Source organism: Roseibium sp. QJM3NY_11, from assembly GCF_056173175.1.
In genome coordinates, this window is record NZ_CM149660.1 from 2,668,707 (window position 1) to 2,688,778 (window position 20,072).

Sequence of the window (20,072 nt, forward strand, 5' to 3'; positions counted from 1 at the left end):
CGCGAGCGGTCAACCGCTCCCGCGGGTCAGGCCCCGGCGGCCTGTCTGGCCGGCCGGGGCGTAGCAGGTGTCATGGACGTGGAGGTGACGGCCTCGTCGATAGGTGCCGACAGGTCGTTCGAGCCGTAGATCGCGCGAACCTTTTCGCTGGTAAGGGCATCCGGCGGTCCGTCGAAATGGACCTGCCCGGCACGCATGGCGATGATCCGGTCGCAACAGGCGCGGGCCGTGTCCAGCGTGTGCAGGTTCACCAGCACAGTCAGCCCGTCGGTTCTGTTGATCTCGCGCAGCGCATCCATGACCCGCGTGGCGTTTGCCGGGTCGAGGGAGGCAATAGGCTCGTCGGCGAGCATGATGCGCGGGTTTTGGACCAGTGCTTTGGCGATCGCGACCCGCTGCTGCTGGCCGCCTGACAGCGTGCCCGCGCGCTGAAGCGCCTGCGGTACCAGGTCGAGCCGGTCCAGCGCCTCGATGGCCCGGGCACGATCCTCGTCCGTGAAGGAGCGCGTCATGGCCCGGACAAACCCGGTATGCGCAATCCGGCCGACCATCACGTTGGTCAGCACGTCCATGCGCTCCACCAGATTGAACTGCTGGAAGATCATGGCGCAGGAGGCCCGCCACAGGCGCAGGTCGCGTCCGCGCAGCGCCGTGATGTTGCGGCCCTCGTTGATGATGGTGCCCCGGCTCGGATCGGTGAGCCGGTTGATCATGCGCAGCAGCGTTGACTTGCCGGCGCCCGACCGGCCGATGACCCCGATCATCTGTCCCTGCGGGATCGCCAGCGACACTCCATCAACCGCAACCAGGTTGCCGAACTCTTTTGACAATTGCTCAATGACCAGCATGCACACCTCCTGGAAACGGAGAGCGACATAGCAAGAAACCGTCCTTGGCAGATGTCTATACGATTATACTTTTATGAAGTTTTGCGACGGTCTTCAGAATATTATTTGCCGTAAAAATAATAAGTCCAAGTTATGGTTCAATTTTTTATTGATAAAATAATTTTCGGAAATTTTTTGCTTCGATCCTCTTTGTAATTGTCGTCCAATTTACATAATACGTTCACTTTCAGCGCCGCCCTTGTCGTTACGTTTCCGTTGCCTTGCCGGCTTTGCACCGGCCACACACGGAGTTCCCGATATGCGCTTTCTGAAATTCGCCGCGGTCACCGCCGCCGCTCTCGCCGTTTCCCTGTCTTCATCCTTTGCCGACACCTTCAAACTGGCCGTCACGGATGTGGAAGGCCTGGAGCGTCTTCAGGTCGAATGGGCCCCTTTCAAGGAGGCCCTTGAAAACGCGACCGATCACACGTTCGAATTCTTCCCGGTCACCAGCCGCACGGCCGCCGCCGAGGCACTGCGCGCCAAGCGCGTCGATTTTGTCGTCACCGGCCCGGCGGAATACATCGTCATCAACACGTTGACCGAAGCCACGCCGCTGATCGGTCTCGGCCGTCCCGATTATTACTGCGCGATCGTGGTGCGCGCCGACAGCGGCATCACCCGCCCTGCGGATCTCAAGGGCAAGAAGGTCGCCTTCGGTGACATCGGCTCCACCTCCAACATGCTGTGCCCGATGCAGCTCATGGCGGACTACGGCGTCGACCCGGTCAAGGATGTCGACAAGCTGCACACGTCGCGCAACATTGCCCATGAAGCCCTGAAGAAAGGCGACGTGGCGGCCATCGGCACCAACCACAATTCCTGGCTGAACGTGCGCAACAAGGACGACAGCGTGCCGAACGGGTTCTTCCGTGTGGTGGCCCGGTCCGGCGACCTGCCGAACGACATGCTGATGGTTGCCGCCCATGTGGATCCGGCGACGGCCGAAGGCGTCCGCGACGCGATCCTCGACAACAAGGAAGCGATCATCGCCGCGATCATGCAGCATGAGGAAAACGACAAGTATTCCGGCATGGATCTGGTTGCGATCGAGGACGGTGCCTACGGTCTCGTCAGGTCCATGTACACGACCGCCGGGTTCCCGCAATACGACAACTTCATCGGCGAATGATGCCGAGTGCCCAACTTCGTGCCGCCGACGCCCAGGCGCCGGTGGCCGTGCCGCAGCCCGGGAGTTCCGAGGCCCCATGCGAGCTCAGGGTCGAGGGATTGCGCAAATCCTTCGGCAAGGACCGTGAGGTGCTCCGCGGCGTCTCCTTTTCGGTGCGCCGGCGCGAGGCGGTCGCTCTGATCGGCTCCAACGGTGCGGGCAAGTCCACCGCTTTGCGGTGCGCGCTCAGGCTTGTCGAGCCTGAAGCCGGGTCGCTGGCCCTGTTTGACGAGGATATCTCCTCGGCGCATTCGCGGCAGCTCAGAAAGGTTCGGGCCGATGTCGGGTTCGTCTTCCAGAAACACAATCTGGTGCCGCGTGTGTCCGCACTGACCAACGTGCTCCACGGCAATCTGGGCCGCTCCGGCGGGCTGCGCGGATGGTCCCAGGTGTTTGCGCGGTCCGAACTGCGCGAACGGGCAATGGCGTGCCTTGAGCGGGTGGGGCTGGCCGATCATGCGGCCAAACGCGCCGATCAGCTCTCCGGCGGTCAGTCGCAGAGGGTTGCGATCGCCCGGGCCCTGATGCAGCAGCCCAGGATGATCGTGGCGGACGAGCCCGTGGCCAGCCTCGATCCGGTCGCCGGGCGCGAGGTGATGGATCTGTTCCACCAGCTGACGGGTGAGGAGGGCATCGCGCTGCTGTTCACCTCTCACAACGTGCAACAGGCACTGGACTATTGCGACCGGGTGCTTGTGATCAGGCAGGGTGTCATCGTTCTGGACAAACCGAGCGGCCAGCTGTCGGCAGCGGATCTGGGCAAGCATTATGGATGACGCTATACGCAGCAGACGAGACCGACTGCCGAGCCGGGTCGACCGGCCGGGGGCGCTCCAGTTCACCGTCTATGTCGCCCTGGCCGCTTTTGTGTTGTGGTCGTTTCAGGGGGCGGGCTGGTCGTTTTCCGCCCTGATGTCAGGCGGTCCGGCCATGGCCGATTTCCTGTACCGGACCTGGCCACCGTCGCTGGAGCGCCTGCCACAGCTCTTCAAGGCCCTGGTGGAGACGTTCCAGATGGCGCTTGCGGGAACCATCATCGGCGTCATCGTCAGCCTGCCGCTCGCCATCCTGGCGGCGAAAAGCCTGAGCCGGCAGACACTCGTATCCAGGGTCTTCTATTCCACATCGCGCCTGCTGATCGCGTTTTTCCGGACGGTGCCGGATCTGGTCTGGGCGCTGGTCTTCGTCATCACCGTCGGCCTCGGGCCGTTCGCGGGGATGCTGGCCATTGCAATCGACACGATCGGGTTCTGCGGCCGGTTTTTCGCCGAGTCGATGGAGGATGTCGAAAAGGGCCCGAGCGAGGCACTGACCGCCGCGGGAGCAGGCAGGTTCGACACGATTTTTTGCGCGGTGGTTCCCGCCGCGATGCCGTCCTTCATAACGACGGCCCTGTTCGCGCTGGAAAAGGCCACCCGATCCTCGGTTGTTCTCGGTCTTGTCGGCGCTGGTGGTATCGGCATCGAGTTGAAGGTGGCGATGGACTTTTTCGACTATCAGCTCGCGATGACCATCATCCTGATGATCTTCGTGCTGGTGCTTCTTGTTGAACGGCTGGGCAGTATCGCCCGCAGCCGAATTTTGGAAGGGTCGTCTCAATGAGCGACATGCAGAGCCTGGAAAAAACCGACACCGCCCATCTGGCATGGGACAAGAGATGGAAGACCGAGGAAGGGCGGGCCGACTGGCTGAAGCCGGAAGACGATGTCGCCAGGCTGATTGCGTCCCTTGACCAGGCCGGTCCGGTCAAGGCGCTTGATCTTGGATGCGGCGTCGGCCGCCACGCACTTGCCTTCGCCCGGGCCGGTTTCGAGACCCATGCCGTGGACATGTCCGAGACGGGGCTTGCCGAACTGGAAAAAAGCGCGGGCTCGGAAGGGCTGGCGGTCAAGACACAACTGGCCCCGATGACGGAGCTGCCGTTCGCGGACAACTCCTTCGATTATGTCCTGTCCTTCAACGTGATCTATCACGGCGATCCGGCGATCGTGGCAAAAGCCATCGCCGAAATCGCCCGGGTTCTGAAGCCGGGCGGTGTCTATCAGGGCACCATGCTGTCGAAGCGCAACGGAAATTTCGGGGTTGGAACCGAAGTCGCTCCGCATACATACGTGCGCGAGGGCAACGACGACAAGGACCACCCGCATTTCTACTGCAACGCAGGTGAACTGGTCGCTCTCTTCAGGGGCTTCGAGCTCCGGTCCCTGGAAGACAATCTGCATCGCAAGCCCGGGTCCTGGCACTGGCACATGATCGCCGACCGCCTGGCCTGAGCAGGCCGGTCAGGCGGTCGGCCGCCACCCTGGCGGCTACTCGCCTGCCGGTTCCGGCAGTGGTTCGTCGGTTTCCGGCGCCAGCGTCTGGTCGGCATCTTCCGTCGGCTGGCGGGTGAAGCCCTTGAGACCGGCGAATTCGCGGGCGTCACGCTGGATTTCCACGGGGCTGAGAATGTAGCCGGTGGCCAGTTCGGCGAGCGAGCGCAGTGCATGCATGTGAATGCGCTCGTAGCCGTGGCTGGCATCGACACCGAAGGTGATCAGCGCGGTGCGCACATCCGCGCCCGCTTCGATCGCCGTGGCGGCATCGGAGCGGTAGAAGCGGAACACGTCCTTCTGGAACTTGATGTCGTTGTCGCGGCAGAGCTGGACCATCTTGCGGGTCAGGTGATAGTCGAACGGCCCGGTCTGGTCGGCCATGGCAATGGTGACACCGAATTCGTCGGAGTTCTGTCCCGGCGCGGTGGTGCCGTTGTCGATGGCCACCAGCGAGGCGATGTCCGGGGTCAGGATCGATTGCGCGCCATGGCCGGTTTCCTCGGCGATGGTGAACAGCCAGAACACGTCCACGGTCGGTTCCTCGCCCGATTCCACAAGCGCCTTCAGGGCTGCCAGCATCACGGCGACGCCGGCCTTGTTGTCGAGGTGGCGCGAGACAATGAAGCCGTTGTCGAGAAATTCCGGTGCCGGATCGATGGCGACAAAATCGCCGACGTTGATGCCGAGCCGTTGCAGGTCTTCGGTGTTCTTTGAATAGGCGTCGACCCTGAGTTCCACGTATTCCCAGCCGATCGGCAGGTCGTCCACCTCCTTGTTGAAGGTGTGACCGGAGGCCTTCAAAGGCATGATCGTGCCGGTGTAGGCGCCGTTTTCCGAGAAAATCGTCGTTCTGGCACCTTCCGCGAACCGGGCGGACCAGTGACCGATCGGGACAAGTTCCAGCCGGCCGTTGTCCTTCAGCGACTTGACCTGGGCACCGAGCGTGTCCAGGTGGGAGACGAACGCACGGGCGGGCTTGCGTTTCTTGCCGGGGACCCGGGCACGGACGCCGCCGCGGCGGGTGATTTCATAGAAAACACCGAGCGCCTCCAGTTCCTTCGAGAGGTGCCGGACGATCTCGTCGGTGTAGCCGGTCGGGCTGGGGATCTTGAGAAACTTCTCCAGTTTTTCCGTGAGATAGGCAATGTCGATATTCAAAAGGGTCATGCACCGGCTCTGTTCAAAGTCGTCCTGACCGGCTGCGGCACGGACAGGGGGAAAAGAAAATCGACGAAACGCTCGGCGGTCGGTTGCGGTTCGTGATTTGCCAGCCCCGGCCGCTCGTTCGCCTCGATAAATCGATACTCGGGTTGTCGGGGGTCCTTGACCATCAAGTCAATGCCCGTGACCGGAATTTCTATTGCGCGGGCTGCCTTTATGGCGGCATCGATCAGCGTGTGATGGGTCTCGCCGGTGACATCGTGAATGGTGCCGCCGGTGTGAAGATTGGCCGTCCGGCGCACGGTCAGGGTCCGGCCCTGCGGCAGCACATCCTCAAGGGCGAAGCCGTTGCCGCTGACGCAGCGGATAACCTCGTCGTCGATGGTGATCCTGGATTCGCCGCCGGTGGCCGCCGCCCTGCGCCTGGACTGGATGTCGATCAGTTCGCTGATCGTCGCCTTGCCGTTGCCGGTGATCTCAGCCGGCTTGCGCAGCGCGGAGGCGACCACCTTGTAGTCGATCACGACGAGGCGCAGATCCTGACCGGTGACGCATTCCTCCACCAGAACGACGTTCGAATAGGTTCTGGCCACATCGACAGCAGCCATGATGTCACTGACTGTGGTCAGGCCGATGGAGATGCCCTTGCCCTGTTCGCCGCGGGCAGGCTTGACCACCACGGAGGGATGTTTTTCCAGAAAGGCCGCGACGTTGTCAGCCGAGCCGGCCTGTATCTGATCGGGGACCTCGACCCCGGCGCGCTCGACGATCCTGCGGGTGATGGCCTTGTCGTCGCAAATGGACATGGCAACCGCGCTGGTGAATTCGCTCAAGGATTCCCGGCAGGCCACGGATCTGCCGCCGTAGGAAAGCCGGAACAGGCCGCCCTCCGCGTCGATGATCTCGGTCTGGATCCCGCGGCGGCGGGCCTCGTTGACGATGATGGTGGCGTAGGGGTTGAGCTTGTCGTCATGGGCCGGACCGGCGAAAAGAGCTTCGTTGATGGTATTCTTGCGCTTGACCGTGAAAAACGGCACGCGCTGGAAACCCAGCTTTTCATAAAGGCCGATCGCCAGTTCGTTGTCGTGCAGGACCGACAGGTCCATGTGCGGCAGGCCCTTGCCCTTGAACACCTCGGCCAGACGGCGCACGAGCGCTTCGCCGACCCCGGGAAACCGGGCCTGGGGCGAGACCGAAAGGCACCAGAGCGAACTGCCGAGGTCCGCGCCGCTGGTGGCCTGGCCGTGATCAACGCCCATGGCCGTGCCGACGATCGCGCCGGTGTCGTCTTCCTCCGCCACCAGCACAGTGATCATCCTGGGATCCAGGTCCGACCAGAAGAATTCCGGCGGAACCGGCACCATGCCCCTGCTGATGTAAAGCTCATTGATGGCTTCGGCGTCGGAGCGTGAGGACAGGCGGCGGACCGTGAACCCCATCCGCCGGCTGCGGGCCGGCCGGTAGGTGGCCAGATCCAGACGGAAGGTATGGGAGGGATCGAGGAAGAGTTCCTGGGGGGCCGAGCCGACCAGCACATGGGGATCGCGCACATAGAAGGCGATGTCGCGCCGGTCGGGCCGCTCGTTGCGCAGGACCTCCACGAGTTTTCCGGTATCCTGGTAGGTGTTGGCAAAAACCAGGCGGCCCCAGCCGCAATTGATGTAGCGGTCCTTGTGGGCATCGCTTTCGTCAATGCGGAATTCCGGCTTGAGCCCGTGTTCACGCATGCGCTTCAGGCGGTGGTCAAACGCGCCTTTCGGCCGAGGTGGTTCGTTGTCGGCCAAGGATCAGACCTCCTGTGCCTGCAGCCACATTTCCAACAGCGCGACCTGCCAGAGTTCGGAGCCGCGCAGGGGGGTGATGTATTCAGTCGGGTCGGCGTAGAGCTTCTCCAGGTAAACGCTGTTGAAGAGCCCGCGTTCCCTCGCTGCCTGACTGGACAGCGTATCACGCACCATGTCCAGATAATCCCCCTGAATATACTTCAGGGCAGGCACGGGAAAATAGCCTTTCGGGCGGTCGATCACCGCGCTGGGCACCACCAGACGCGCGGCTTCCTTAAGGACACCCTTGCCTTCCTGCGCCAGCTTGAATTCAGCCGGGATCCGGCCGGCGAGTTCCACCAGTTCGTGGTCCAGGAAGGGGACGCGGGCTTCGAGACCCCAGGCCATGGAATGGCTGTCCACACGTTTCACGGGATCGTCGACTAGCATCACATTGGTGTCGAGCCGCAAGGCCTTGTCGACCGGGTCCGCAGCGCCTGGGCGCGCGAAATGCGCCTCGACGAAGGCCATGCTTTCATCCCTTTCGCACAGGTAGTCCGGCGATACGGCTTCCGTCATCTGCGCTTGCGTGCGATCGAAAAACGCGGCTGCATAGTCCTGGGCGGGCCGGTTCGATCCGGTCAGCTTCGGATACCAGTGATAGCCGGCGAAGACCTCGTCCGCTCCCTGGCCGGACTGGACCACGGTGATGTGTTTGGAAACTTCCCGGGACAGCAGATAAAAGCCGATATTGTCGTAGGACACCATCGGCTCCGACATCGCCCTGATCGCTCCGGGCAGATTTGCCTGAAGTTCCGAAGACGGGATGAAAATCTGGTGGTGATTGGTGCCGTAGTGGTTTGCGATCAGGTCCGAGTACTGGAATTCGTCGCCCTTTTCGCCGTGGGCTTCTTCAAATCCGATCGAGAAGGTGGCCAGATCCTTCTGGCCCTCTTCCGCCAGAAGGCCGACGATCAGGCTGGAATCGACACCGCCCGACAGCAGCACGCCGACCGGAACGTCGGCGACCATGCGGCGGCGTACGGCGGTGCGCAGGCTTTCCAGAACCGCGTCGCGCCAGTCGTCTGCGCTGCGGGCGAGGTCCTCGGCGGATTTCTCGAATTCCGGCTCCCAGTAGGTGTAGTCGCTTGCCGAGCCGTCAGCTTCCACGGTGCGGACTGTGCCGGCCGGCAGCTTGCGCACACCGTTGAGTATGGTGCGGGGAGCGGGAACGACCGCGTGCCAGCTCATGTAGTGATGCAGGGCGACCCGGTCGATCGACTTGTCGATGCCGCCGCCTGCCAACAGCGCGGGCAGGGAGGAGGCGAAGGCCAGGCGCCCGCCGGACTCGCTCAGATAGAACGGCTTGATGCCGAAGCGGTCCCGCGCCAGATGGACACGGCCGCTCTCGTGCTCGTGGATGGCGACGGCGAACATGCCGTGGAAGCGTGAGAAGCAGTCCTTGCCCCATTCCGCCCAGGCTTTCAGGATGACTTCCGTGTCGCTGGTCGAGAAGAACGAATAGCCCTTGCCGGACAGTTCTTCCCGCAGCTCCTGGTAATTGTAGATGCAGCCGTTGAAGACCATCGACAGGCCGAGCGCCATGTCGGTCATCGGCTGGGCACCGCGCTCGCTCAGGTCGATGATCTTGAGACGCCGGTGGCCAAAGGCGACCCGGCCGCGCTGGGTCACACCCATGCCGTCCGGCCCGCGCTTTTCCATCTCATCCGCCATTCGGCTGACCCGGACCACATCCGCCTGACCGCCGTTGAAAACCACTTCGCCGCAAATGCCGCACATATTGACAATTTTCTCCGTTTCCTGAAAAGACGGTCACTATATAGAACTCTAATCATTAGAGTTCAAATCAGTAGAGGTGTAATGATGCAGGCGATGGAGTCATCGCAAGTGGTCAAGGCCATCCGGAAGATCGTTCGGGCCATTGATCTGCGCTCGCGGGAGGTGTCCAGGCAGACGGGCCTGACAATTCCGCAAATCGTTGTTCTTCAGGGCGTTCGCGATCTTGGAGAGGTGACCACGAAGGCCTTGTCGGAGAATGCGGATCTCAGCTCCGCGACGGTGGTGACCATTCTGGACAAACTCGAGGAAAAAGGGCTGGTCGAGCGTTACCGGTCCGTCTCCGACCGGCGAATCGTTCATGCCCGGCTCACCGGGCGCGGGCAGGAGACGGCCAAGAATCTTCCCGGATTGCTGCATGAGGAATTCGAGAAGAAATTCGCCGATCTCGACGCCGGGGACCGGGCCCAGATGATTTCCGCCATCGAGCGGATTTCCGAAATGATGAACGCACACAAGCTTGATGCCGCTCCCATTCTGATGACAGGCAAGGTGTCCGGCTGACCGGCCCTTCGGTGTCGCGGACAGGTGTTGTGGCCTCAGGCGCGCAGCTTGCGCTCTCCTTCGCCAAGGCAGTTGCCGGTGGCCTCGTCAAGCGACCTGTGGAAGGCGGCGAGCCGGCTCGCGACTTCGTCGGCAGGAATGGCGGGTGTGCAGAAGAAACCCTGCAGGCCGTCGCAGTTATGCGCCGCGGCGAGCGCGTATTCTCCGGCGGTCTCGGCACCCTCGGCGATAATGCGCAGGCCCAGACTGCGGCCAAGACCGACAATCCCCTTGAAAAGCCTGGCTTTCTGGGGGTTCTGGTCCGCTCCTGACAGAAAGGCCCGGTCGATTTTCAGTTCCTGGAACGGCAACCGGTGCAGGTAACTCAGGGACGAGTAGCCCGAGCCGAAATCGTCCAGCGACATCTGCACACCGATGGTCTGCAATTCCGAAAGAATGTCGAGGATCAGTTGCTCACCGGTGTCGAGAAAGACGTTTTCCGTGACTTCCAGGCACACGAGGTGCGCGGGCAGGTCATATGCACTCAGTGTTTGCCTGACGGTGTTCGCGAAGTTGCCCCTGCGGAACTGGATCGGCGAGACGTTCACGGAGACCTGGCCGAACTCAAATCCCTCCCGGCGCCAGAGGGCGGCCTGCCTGCAGGCTTCGTCGAGCACAAATTGTCCCAGTTCCAGGATCAGTCCGGTCTTTTCGGCAACGGGAATGAACTCCGAAGGCGGAATGAACTGCCGCTTCTCGCTGGGCCAGCGGATCAGGGCCTCCAGACCGACCAGCTGCCCGTTCGCGGGGCAGACCTGGGGCTGGTAATGCAGCGTGAGCTGCCGCGTTTTCAAGGCGGTGCGAAGAAGTGTTTCCGTCAGCATCTCCATCTGCACCCGCTCATTGAGCGGTGGGGAGAAGAATTCGTACTGGGCACCGTTGCGGTCTTTTGCGGCCCTCAGCGCCAGACCGGCGACGCGGTGAGCGGTTTCGACGTTGCTGGCATCCCGGGGCAGGAGTGCGATGCCGATGCTCGGCTCCAGCCTGATTTCGCCCTCCTCGAGCTGAAACGGGGCCGACAGCAGGTCGATGGCCTTCAGGGCGTAATCTTCCGCGACGACCCCCTTGCCGTCAAAGGGCAGCAGGATGCAGAAATCATCGGCGGAGATACGGGCGATCTGGGCGGACGGTCCGAAGATGCTGGCGAGACGGGCATAGGCCTGGAGCAGGACCCGATTTCCGACCTGATGGCCGAAGGCGTCATTCACCTTTGAAAAACCCTTGAAATCCAGGTGACTGAGAGACGCCGTGTACGCTTCCATCCGCGTGCGCCGGATCGTTTCGGTCAGGTCGGAGAAATATTTCGCGCGGTTGCCCGCAGTCGTGACCGGGTCGGTATAGGCAAGCTTCTGCAGCTTGTCCTGCAGGTCGGTCGCCCTTGCCAGGCCATGGGCCAGGTCACCTATCTCGTCACGTCTCTCCGTATAGGGGATGTCTTTCGGTCGTGTCCCGGCCGCCAGTTGTTCCGCTGTCTTCGCAAGCTGGCGCAGGGGACGCAATTCAATACCCATCACCATGCCCCCCAGCAGGATCACGACGGCCAGGATGACCGCCGCCGCCGAGAGAATGCGGACCTTCAGCCGCTTTTCAGCCAGTGCCAGATCATCGACCCAGCCGACATCGACGGCCACGGCGCCAGCGACATCTCCATTCAATGCGAGGATCGGTGTCAGATAGGCAAGGCGCAAACGGCCGTGGACGGGAACGGGACCGACATAAGGCTTGCCCGCGGCCAGTCGGGCGTGGGCCGGATGGTCCGCGCCGAAGGAGACGGCGGGTTCCGGATTGCCGTCCGGCGTACGGAATGTGGTGGCGAACCGGTCGAAAGTTGCTGTGTCCGCAGACCAGCGGAACAGGTTGGCAGCGCCCTGGTTGGTCTGGGCAATTGCCTGCAGTAACTGATCCAGTTTGTCGGAAGGCACCAGAACACTGTCCGCGGTATTCGTCGTCAGGCGCAAGGAAACAGGCTGGCCCTCGACCCCGATCTGGGGATGAAATTCCGAGTCGGTGGCATAACAAAGGATCGCCATCGCAGCCCGGGCGGCGCGGTCGATCCGTATGGACGCGTTCTCTTTGGCCGAATTAGACACTTCCTGAAAGCTCAACCCCGAGACGAGGCCGATGCTGCAAAGCACCAGAACAACCAGGATGACGCTGATCCGGAACACGAGCGTGTTGAGACCAAGCCGTTTTATTGCACTATTCCTTGCCTGTTTCTCGTTAAGGAGGTTTTTTTGAGTGCGGCACGCGAAAGTAAGCTTTATTCGCTACGAAAACCTGAACATGATAGTGAAAATCATCATAAACAGCGCGAATTGAAGACTTGCGGGTCCAGAATGGACTTCCCGCATGACTCCATCATACGGGGAAGGTGCGTGCTGCCCATTGGAAATTGACCGGAAAGCGGGTAGGACGGGAGGCTGAGGTGGCCGCCATGTGATGCGCCGCCCGGTTGGATTCTTGGGAAGACTGCTGCTTGATTTCTCTCAGACCCGTCCTGAACGTTCTCGGCTTCCTCTATGTGGGCCTGGCGACGGCTATGCTGATTCCGGCGATCGTGGACGTCGCCCAGAAGAATGCGGACTGGCAGGCTTTTGTTTTCTCCGCTCTCCTGACCGGAATGGTCGGGATGTTGCTGTCGATTGCGGTCGGCGGCGCGCTGCGGGAGGGGTTGGACACGCGGCAGACCTTCATCCTGACCACGCTGGCCTGGACGACGCTGCCGGCCTTCGGGGCGTTGCCGTTTCTGTGGCTCGGCATCGGCTATGCGGATGCCGTGTTCGAGGCGGTTTCCGGATTCACCACCACCGGCTCCACCGTTCTGACAGGCCTGGACAGTCTTCCGCCCGGCCTGCTTGTTTGGCGTTCCCTCATGCAGTGGATGGGCGGCGTGGGTATCGTCGTCATGGCGATCGTGCTGCTGCCGTTTCTCAGGATCGGCGGAATGCAACTGTTCCAGAGCGAAAATTCCGACCGTTCGGAGAAGATCGTCAGCCGGTCCGTGGAGCTGATCCGGCTGATCGGCCTGGCCTACCTGTTCCTCACCGTTTCGTGCATCGTATCCTATCTGGCCACCGGCATGGAGCTGTTCGATGCATTCAACCACGCCTTGACCACGATCGCGACAGGCGGTTTCTCGACCCACGACCAGTCATTCGGCTATTTCACCAACCCGGCTTCCGGTTGGGTCGCGGTGTTCTTCATGATTGTCGGTGCCTTGCCCTTCGTGCTGATCGTCCAGGCCCTGCGCGGACATCCGCTGCAGCTCTGGCGCGATCCCCAGGTGCGGGCGCTCCTGGGCTTCCTGGCGCTCGTGTCGCTGACCCTGACCGTCTATCTCGGCCTGAACATGCAGTTCCCGTTCGACGATGCCCTGCTGAAGGCGACGTTCAACGTGGTCTCCATCGTTACAGGGACCGGGTATGCGCTTGGAGATTTTACCGAATGGGGGCCGCCGGTTGTCGGCATCGGTCTGCTGCTGATGTTCGTCGGCGGCTGCACCGGTTCGACCACAGGCGGCATCAAGATCTTCCGGTTCCTGGTGTTCTTCGGCACGGTGCGCGCGCATCTGCGCCGCATGGTGCGGCCTCACCGGATCATGTCGGAAGAATACGGCGGCACCCGTCTGACCCCGGAACTGTCCTTTTCGGTGCTGGCATTCCTGGTCGTATACATGGGATCCGTCGGTATCATCACGGTGGCCCTGTCGTTTTTCGACCTCGACCTGGTGACCGCGATTTCGGCGGCTGCAACGTCCGTCGGCAACGTCGGTCCGGGGCTCGGTCCCGTGATCGGCCCGTCCGGGCACTTCGCGCCGCTTCCCGATGGCGCGAAATGGCTGCTGTCTTTCGCCATGCTGGTCGGCCGTCTTGAACTGTTCACCGTGCTGGTGCTGCTCGACCCGGACTTCTGGTCCAAGTGAGCCGGCGTGACGGCCGCCGGTCCGTGAACTTCCGAACAGGGTGTTGATGACATGAATTTTTCCGCTCCGCTTGTCGGCGGCCGTCTTGTCAAGCGCTACAAGCGTTTTCTGGCAGATGTGCTTCTTGAGGACGGCAGTGCGGTCACGGCGCATTGCGCCAATCCCGGAGCCATGCTGGGCCTGAAGGAGCCGGGGTCCCGGGTGTGGCTGTCGCAGTCCGACAATCCCAAGCGCAAGCTCAAATACTCCTGGGAGGTGGCCGAGGCGGACGGCGTTCTGGTCGGCATCAACACCGCGCATCCGAACCAGCTCGTGGAAGAGGCGCTGCAGGCCGGCCGCATCGAGGCGCTCTCGAAATTCGACAGCCTGCGCCGGGAAGTGAAATACGGCAAGAATTCGCGGATCGACATGCTGCTGGAGCAGGCGGGAGGCGCAAGGACCTATGTCGAGGTCAAGAACGTGCACCTGATGCGTGAAGCCGGACTTGCCGAATTTCCCGACAGCGTGACCGCGCGTGGCACCAAGCATCTGGGGGAACTCGCCGACATGGTCGGGGAGGGGCACAGGGCGGCCATGGTGTTCCTGGTGCAGCGGCCGGACTGTTCGCGGCTCGATCTTGCCGCGGACATCGACCCGACCTACGCGGACGCTTTCAAGAGCGCCCGCGAGGCGGGCGTGGAAGTCTACGCCATCGGCTGTGACGTCCGTCTCGACGGCATCGATGCCGTCAAGCCGGTGACCCTCGTCATCTGACGGTGTGCCGCGCGGGCCGGCCGGTCGGCCTAGCTGCCAGATGACGCCTCCCGGTTAAGCCTGCCTGACGACAATCGGCGTGCCATTGGGTACCCTGTTGTAGAGATCGATCACATCCTGGTGCAGGAGCCGCACGCAGCCGGAGGAAACGGCCTTGCCGATCGACCAGGTCTCGGATGTGCCGTGCAGCCGGTAGAGCGTGTCGCGGCCGCCTTCGAAAATGTAGAGCGCGCGAGCGCCAAGGGGATTTTCCAGGCTGGGGGCCATGCCGGTGCGGTATTTCTCAAGCTCCGGCTCCCGGGCGATCATTTCCGCGGGCGGGGTCCAGGTGGGCCAGGCTTTCTTGTACTGAATTTTCGCCCGTCCGCCCCAGGCAAACCCGGCACGGCCGATGCCGACGCCGTAGCGCATGGCCTTGCCGTTCTCCATGGTCAGGTAGAGAAACCTGTTGGGCGTGTCCACGATGATGGTTCCGGCCTGCTCCGGAGCCGCATAGTCGACCAGCTGGCGATAGTAGAGCGGGTCGATCTTGGTCAGGTCGACGGCGGGGATCGGAAACCGCTCTTCAGGCATTGCCCGATACATCTGCAGGTATTCGGGAGCAATGCGTGCACCTGCGACCGGGCCGCTGCCGGGGCGGCCCGGCCGGGCCGGCAATTGGGCCCCACGCTGGCTTGAGGCGCAGCCGGCGGCCAGTGCGGCAGCGGCAGAGGCAAGGAACAATCTTCGGTTCAGCATTCCATATCCCGTTCAGATCTTTTGGTTTCCACGCAGTGCATGTCGTTAGAGAGCAACGCGGATCAATCGAAAAAGTTCGCTGTTGTCGTGTTCTTGAACCGACTTCAGAAGGTCCTGAAACCTTCCGCTCTGGTCCGGCCGGACGAAAAACGACCGGCGGGACAGCGTGTCCGACCGGTCGATCAAAGCCTTATCAGGATATTTCCGGCGGAAAAGTGGCACCGGCTTCACCTTCCGGTGAGGTCCACAAACGTTGCCGGGAACCGGAGCTGTTTCGGCCGGATTTGCGCAGTCTCAGCCGGCGGTGTCCTTCGCCAGCGGCGGCTGGAATTGCCAGCCCATGTCCCAGGGGAAATAGATCCAGGTGTCCTGGGAAACTTCCGTGATGAATGTGTCGACCATCGGCACGCCGACCGGTTTTGCATAGACAGTCGCGTAATGCGCCTTGGGAAGCATCTCGCGCACCACCTTCAAGGTCTTGCCCGTGTCGACAAGGTCATCGATGACCAGGACGCCGCTGCCTTCACCGCCCTCCAGGTCGACGACCTTCGGGTCGACCGGCTTGATCACCTTCAGTGCGCCCTGGTTCTCGTAATCGTGATAGGAGGCGATGCAGACCGTCTCGATTGTACGGATGCCGAGTTCGCGTGCGACAATACCGGCCGGGACCAGTCCGCCGCGGGTGATGCAGACGATGGCTTTCCATTCGCCTTCGCTCGACAGCCGCCACGCGAGCGCGCGCGAATCTCGGTGAAACATGTCCCAGGAGACCGGGAATGCCTTGTTTTGAGCGGGGTTTTCCATTTTTTGTCCTTCAGGTTATCCCGCGATCTCGGCAACGGCTTCGGCCACGTCCCTGACGGCCGCCTGCAAAATTGCCTCGTCCCGCGAGCGGATAACGATCTGCGTGGTGAATTTTCCGTCCGTCGCCCTGGGATAGGAACCGATCAGCGTGTGGGGATGAGCGTCCTGAATGGCGGCAAGCCGTTCCGCTATCCGGCTTTCAGGCATGTCGGCAGCCACGGTTTCCGACAACATTTTCGTTCCGGTCTTCAGCGTCGGGGCGATGGCATCCATCATCGCCTGCATGATCGAGGGCACGCCGGCCATCACGTGCACGTTGCCGATCCGGAAACCGGGTGCTTTGGAGACCTTGTTTTCGATCAGCTCGGCCCCTTCGGGGATCCGCGCCATGCGCTGCCGCGCCGGGGTGAACTGTCCCGGCGGGTAGTGTGTCTCGAGAATCGCCACGGCCCGGGAATCCAGATTCAGGGCGACGCCGAAGGCTTCCGCGATGCACTCGGCGGTGATGTCGTCGTGGGTCGGGCCGATGCCCCCGGAAGTGAACACGTAGTCGTAGCGGTTCCTGAGGCTATTGACGGCTGCGACGATCTCGGGTTTTTCGTCCGGTACGATACGCACTTCCTTGAGGTCGATGCCCAGGGATGTGAGGTAGTCGGCGAGAAAGCCGATGTTCTTGTCCTTGGTGCGGCCGGACAGGATTTCATCTCCGATGACCAGAAACGCTGCGGTTACAACGTTGTGTGTCTTCTGACCGGTCATCGTACTACTCCCTGGCACCTCGGTGGGGTTTGGCTTTATCGCAGCTTTCCACTCGGCTCAAGTAAAAGCGGGACTATCGATCCGGCGTCCAGCCGTAAATGTCGTCATAGCGGGCGGCCAGCCGCTCGGGCTTCGACAACCTGAGAGCCGTGTCGCGCGCGAAGGCCAGCGGGCCTGAAAAGTGAAAGGTCCGGGCATTGCCGAAGGATATTTTCTGGATCCGTGACACGCGTGACTTGCGTTCGCGTTCGAACGACCTGAGGGCCGCCGGGATGTTCCGGACATCTTGCGGCAGATGCCTGGCCAGAACGGCGGCGTCCTCGATGGCCATCGCGGCGCCTTGTGCCATATAGGGCAGCATGGCATGGGCCGCGTCGCCGATGAGCACGACATTGCCGTGGCTCCAGGGCCCGGACGCGTCAACGCTGCACAGGGCCCACTTCAACCATTCGTTGGAGGCCGCCAGAAGATTGCGCACGTCCGAAGGCCACTCCCTGAAGAGGCGCAGAAGGGCATCCCTGTCGGCTCTGGTCGACCACCGCTCATCCTGCCAGGCCTCTTCAGCCAGAGCGACAATGTTGAGATCGCGTCCGCCGCGCACGGGGTAGTGGACCAGATGGCTGTCCCGGTGCAGCCAGAGGCCGGGGTCGGCGGACCATCTCCCGGGGACGGCGTCCACCGGCACCGTGGTCCGGTAGGCGACCTGTCCGCTGAAATGCGTGTTGGCGTGGCCGGGTACGAGACGCCTGACCTTGGACCAGACCCCGTCCGCGCCGATCAGGGCCTTGCAATGCTGACTGCCGGCCGCGTCGCCCTCGCGAAATCCGCAGGTCAGATGATCGTAGGGAGTTGCCGTGAGGTCCTGAACCGCGCAGCCCAGCCGCACCGTGATGCCCGGCGTGGCCTCGACCTTTCGCAGCAACACCTGTTGCAGGTCGGCCCGGTGGATCTGCCAGAACGGATAGCCGTGACGTTCCTTCAGGAAAGCGCCCATGCGCACCGTGGCAAGCTGGCGGCCGGTGCCGCCGGACCAGATACGCAGATTGTCAGGGGCGCAGGCAAACGGCTCAAGGTCATCCAGCAGGCCGAGCTGATCGAGAACCGCACAGGCATTAGGGGAAAGCTGAAGGCCCGCACCGACTTCCTCGAGCGCGGGAACCTTGTCCATCAGCACGATGGTGTGCCCCTGCGCGCGCAGGGCCAGGGCGGCCGCAAGCCCGCCGATGCCGGCGCCGGCTACGACGATCGGCTGGACGCTGTCACCACCGTTGGTCATCTCTAGGCGGCGACTGGCGTCCAGGTGCAGTCGACAGGTGAGGACTCGGTGGCCTGCAATGTGGCGTCGAACTTGTACAGGGTCGAGCAATACGGGCAGACGACTTCATTCTCGCTGCCCATGTCCAGGAATACGTGGGGATGATCGAACGGGGGATTTGCACCGATGCACATGAATTCCCTTGCTCCGATCGCAACAGAATCGTGTCCGCTCGAGTTCTGGAAATGCGGGACGACATGATCCGCCATTGTCACTTTCCTTTTCTTGCAAGGGGCAATTCCCGATATCAAGTTTCGCGGACCATATCCATCTGAAAAACGGTTTGGTAGGGGCATTGTGCCGCGATCCCCCAAACAAGAGGCAAATGGCGTCCTTGATGGGCGGATACGCTTCAAAAGTGCGCAATGAGCCCGCCGGGACGAAATACCGGTCCGGCTCTCTGTTCGATAACGGCTCTGCGGGGTGCGCTTGGGTCAGGAAAATTGCTGCTGGCGCGCCGTGAGCATGTCGACGAAACGCGTCACTTTCTGAGGTCTGAAGCGTGCTGCGGGATAGACCACGTGGATTCCGCCCGTCGGCAGTTCCCATTGCGGCAACACCCGGACCAGACTGCCCCGGGCCAGATGTCCGGCAATCAGAAAATCCGGCAAGATGGCGAGGCCGCCATCCGCAAGACACGCCTGGAGGACGGCCGGTGTCGCATTGATGGAGATTGCCTCCTTCAAGGTTACTCTTCTGTGGTCGATGTCGTTTCTGGTGAAGCTCCAGGTAAGTGGTTCGCGCAGCGCCATGTTGGCGACGAGCGGCGCGGCGGCAAGGTCCCGGGGGTCCCGTAAATGCAGTTCGTCCGCGAAGCCGGGGGAGGCGACCAGAATTTGCCGAAAGGTCCCGATCCGGCGGGCCTTCAGGCTGGAATCGGCGAGCCAGCCGACCCGGATGGAAAGATCGACCTGATTGCCGATCACATCCAGCCGGTCGTCGGAAATCAGAAGCTCGATGTCACAAGCGGGGTACTGCTTCCGGAATGCGGCCGCCAGCGGCGCAATCATGGTTGTCCCGTAGTCGTTTGGAGCCGCTATGCGAAGGGTGCCGACCGGTTCCGCATTGGCTTCACCGACTTCATCGATCGCTTCCTCCAGCTCCCGCAGGATCAGAACGCTGCGCGCATGCAGCAGCCGGCCGGCTTCGGTCGGCATCACCCGGCGCGTCGTGCGAACCAGCAGTGTGGTTTTCAAATCATCTTCAAGTTTAGCGACCTGCTGGCTGACGACGGTCTTGGTAATGCCGAGCCGTTCGGCCGCCCGCGTGAAGGACCCCGTGTCGACGACGGCGGCGAAATAGGCAAGACGGTTGAGATTGATCGGCTTCATTAGGGCCTGCTAATTGTAAGCTTTTAACATACAGTCTGTATGATTGTATGTCATTTATCTGTCAATCAACTGGCTCTATCTGTCAACGACACCGAGACTGATGGAGACCGGAATTGCAGATCACCTACCTTTTCGACCCCTTGTGCGGCTGGTGTTATGGCGCAAGCCCGGCCATCGAACGCTTGGCAGCCCTTGAGAACGTGACGCTGGCCCTCAGCCCCACCGGGCTGTTCGCAGGAGAAGGCGCGCGTCCCCTGGATGCAGGCTTCGCGCAATTCGCCTGGCAGAACGATCAGCGGATCGCGCGACTGACCGGTCTGCCCTTCACGATGGCCTACAAGGCACAGGTTCTGGACGCCGAAGGCCACATGTTCGATTCGGCGCCTGCGACGCTGGCGCTCGTTGCCGTGGGGCTGAGCGAGCCAGGCAAGGAACTCGCCGTTTTGAAGACCCTGCAACGTGCTCGCTATCAAGACGGCCGCGACACCTCCGATCTGGAAACCGTCGCAGCCATTCTGGAGGAAGCCGGCTTACCGGCCGCGGCGCGCAGCCTGCGTGCGCCCGACGAGAGTCTTTACGCTGTCTATCGCGAAAAAATTTCCGCCGCGCGCAGCGACATGGCGGCTTTTGGCGCCAACGGTGTGCCGGCGCTGGTGGCCGGCGACCGCGACTCACGCCGCCTGCTGAACAGCAACGCGCTCTTCAGCGACTTCGACCAGCTTGCGGCACAGATCGCCGTCTGACCATTCCAAA

At 62.2% G+C, this 20,072-nt stretch carries 19 protein-coding genes; 8 read left to right on the top strand and 11 right to left on the bottom strand.

The genetic code is table 11. From position 1 onward, the window contains the following. Positions 1-26: 26 nt before the first annotated feature. Complete coding sequence (gene phnC, locus AC0VX3_RS12290; protein WP_475524948.1) at positions 27-848, bottom strand: phosphonate ABC transporter ATP-binding protein; 822 nt, start codon at positions 846-848, stop codon at positions 27-29. A gap of 298 nt (positions 849-1,146) precedes the next feature. Here phnC (AC0VX3_RS12290) and phnD point away from each other — a divergent pair, with 298 nt between their 5' ends. From phnD to AC0VX3_RS12310, 4 genes are read left to right on the top strand one after another with little or no spacing between them, the layout of a single operon-like run. Further along, positions 1,147-2,019: a phosphate/phosphite/phosphonate ABC transporter substrate-binding protein gene (gene phnD / locus AC0VX3_RS12295; protein WP_475524949.1), complete on the top strand. Its 873-nt coding sequence runs from the start codon at positions 1,147-1,149 to the stop codon at positions 2,017-2,019. Further along, positions 2,016-2,834, top strand: coding sequence for a phosphonate ABC transporter ATP-binding protein (phnC, locus tag AC0VX3_RS12300; protein WP_475524950.1), 819 nt, complete (start codon positions 2,016-2,018; stop codon positions 2,832-2,834). Before phnD ends, phnC (AC0VX3_RS12300) begins: the two co-directional genes overlap by 4 nt. After that, entirely contained in the window at positions 2,827-3,660 is an 834-nt protein-coding gene (gene phnE / locus AC0VX3_RS12305; protein ID WP_475524951.1) for a phosphonate ABC transporter, permease protein PhnE, read from the top strand. Before phnC (AC0VX3_RS12300) ends, phnE begins: the two co-directional genes overlap by 8 nt. Next, positions 3,657-4,331, top strand: coding sequence for a class I SAM-dependent methyltransferase (locus tag AC0VX3_RS12310; protein WP_475524952.1), 675 nt, complete (start codon positions 3,657-3,659; stop codon positions 4,329-4,331). Before phnE ends, AC0VX3_RS12310 begins: the two co-directional genes overlap by 4 nt. 36 nt (positions 4,332-4,367) lie before the next feature. On the opposite strand, the gene AC0VX3_RS12315 is transcribed toward AC0VX3_RS12310, so the two are convergent. The 3 genes from AC0VX3_RS12315 to AC0VX3_RS12325 are packed head-to-tail and all read right to left on the bottom strand — an operon-like array spanning position 4,368 to position 9,097. Next, the gene (locus AC0VX3_RS12315) at positions 4,368-5,540 is read right to left on the bottom strand and encodes an osmoprotectant NAGGN system M42 family peptidase (RefSeq protein ID WP_475524953.1); all 1,173 of its coding nucleotides are present in this window, start codon (positions 5,538-5,540) and stop codon (positions 4,368-4,370) included. Then, entirely contained in the window at positions 5,537-7,261 is a 1,725-nt protein-coding gene (gene ngg, locus AC0VX3_RS12320) for an N-acetylglutaminylglutamine synthetase (RefSeq protein WP_475525172.1), read from the bottom strand. The genes AC0VX3_RS12315 and ngg overlap by 4 nt, the downstream gene beginning before the upstream one ends. A gap of 60 nt (positions 7,262-7,321) precedes the next feature. Continuing rightward, complete coding sequence (locus AC0VX3_RS12325; RefSeq protein WP_475524954.1) at positions 7,322-9,097, bottom strand: N-acetylglutaminylglutamine amidotransferase; 1,776 nt, start codon at positions 9,095-9,097, stop codon at positions 7,322-7,324. A 93-nt stretch (positions 9,098-9,190) separates the two neighbouring features. Between AC0VX3_RS12325 and AC0VX3_RS12330 the strand changes: the two genes are divergently transcribed. Then, positions 9,191-9,658, top strand: coding sequence for a MarR family winged helix-turn-helix transcriptional regulator (locus tag AC0VX3_RS12330; protein ID WP_475524955.1), 468 nt, complete (start codon positions 9,191-9,193; stop codon positions 9,656-9,658). 35 nt (positions 9,659-9,693) lie between these two features. Here the strand turns inward: AC0VX3_RS12330 and AC0VX3_RS12335 are convergent, their stop codons facing one another. Then, a complete protein-coding gene (locus AC0VX3_RS12335; RefSeq protein WP_475524956.1) occupies positions 9,694-11,865 on the bottom strand; it encodes a putative bifunctional diguanylate cyclase/phosphodiesterase in 2,172 nt (723 codons plus the stop codon). Positions 11,866-12,194: 329 nt separating this feature from the next. Between AC0VX3_RS12335 and AC0VX3_RS12340 the strand changes: the two genes are divergently transcribed. Together AC0VX3_RS12340 and sfsA are read left to right on the top strand one after the other, a co-directional pair. Beyond that, positions 12,195-13,619 carry a TrkH family potassium uptake protein gene (locus AC0VX3_RS12340; protein WP_342892617.1) on the top strand — a complete coding sequence of 475 codons (1,425 nt, stop codon included), beginning with the start codon at positions 12,195-12,197 and terminating at the stop codon, positions 13,617-13,619. A 51-nt stretch (positions 13,620-13,670) separates the two neighbouring features. After that, positions 13,671-14,372, top strand: coding sequence for a DNA/RNA nuclease SfsA (sfsA, locus tag AC0VX3_RS12345; protein ID WP_475524957.1), 702 nt, complete (start codon positions 13,671-13,673; stop codon positions 14,370-14,372). Positions 14,373-14,426: 54 nt separating this feature from the next. On the opposite strand, the gene AC0VX3_RS12350 is transcribed toward sfsA, so the two are convergent. The 6 genes from AC0VX3_RS12350 to AC0VX3_RS12375 all read right to left on the bottom strand — a co-directional run bounded on the left by AC0VX3_RS12350 (position 14,427) and on the right by AC0VX3_RS12375 (position 19,319). Continuing rightward, a complete protein-coding gene (locus tag AC0VX3_RS12350) occupies positions 14,427-15,110 on the bottom strand; it encodes a L,D-transpeptidase (protein ID WP_475524958.1) in 684 nt (227 codons plus the stop codon). Between the two features lie 294 nt (positions 15,111-15,404). Next, entirely contained in the window at positions 15,405-15,914 is a 510-nt protein-coding gene (gene gpt, locus AC0VX3_RS12355) for a xanthine phosphoribosyltransferase (protein ID WP_342892389.1), read from the bottom strand. A 15-nt stretch (positions 15,915-15,929) separates the two neighbouring features. Continuing rightward, a complete protein-coding gene (locus tag AC0VX3_RS12360) occupies positions 15,930-16,673 on the bottom strand; it encodes a competence/damage-inducible protein A (RefSeq protein ID WP_475524959.1) in 744 nt (247 codons plus the stop codon). 73 nt (positions 16,674-16,746) lie between these two features. Next, positions 16,747-17,949, bottom strand: coding sequence for an FAD-dependent monooxygenase (locus AC0VX3_RS12365; RefSeq protein WP_475524960.1), 1,203 nt, complete (start codon positions 17,947-17,949; stop codon positions 16,747-16,749). Between the two features lie 2 nt (positions 17,950-17,951). Further along, a complete protein-coding gene (locus AC0VX3_RS12370) occupies positions 17,952-18,197 on the bottom strand; it encodes a zinc-finger domain-containing protein (RefSeq protein WP_348148774.1) in 246 nt (81 codons plus the stop codon). 225 nt (positions 18,198-18,422) lie between these two features. Beyond that, complete coding sequence (locus tag AC0VX3_RS12375; RefSeq protein WP_475524961.1) at positions 18,423-19,319, bottom strand: LysR substrate-binding domain-containing protein; 897 nt, start codon at positions 19,317-19,319, stop codon at positions 18,423-18,425. 113 nt (positions 19,320-19,432) lie between these two features. On the opposite strand from AC0VX3_RS12375, the gene AC0VX3_RS12380 reads away from it, so the two are divergent. After that, positions 19,433-20,062, top strand: a complete 630-nt coding sequence (locus AC0VX3_RS12380) for a DsbA family protein (RefSeq protein WP_475524962.1) — start codon at positions 19,433-19,435, stop codon at positions 20,060-20,062. Positions 20,063-20,072: the final 10 nt, after the last annotated feature.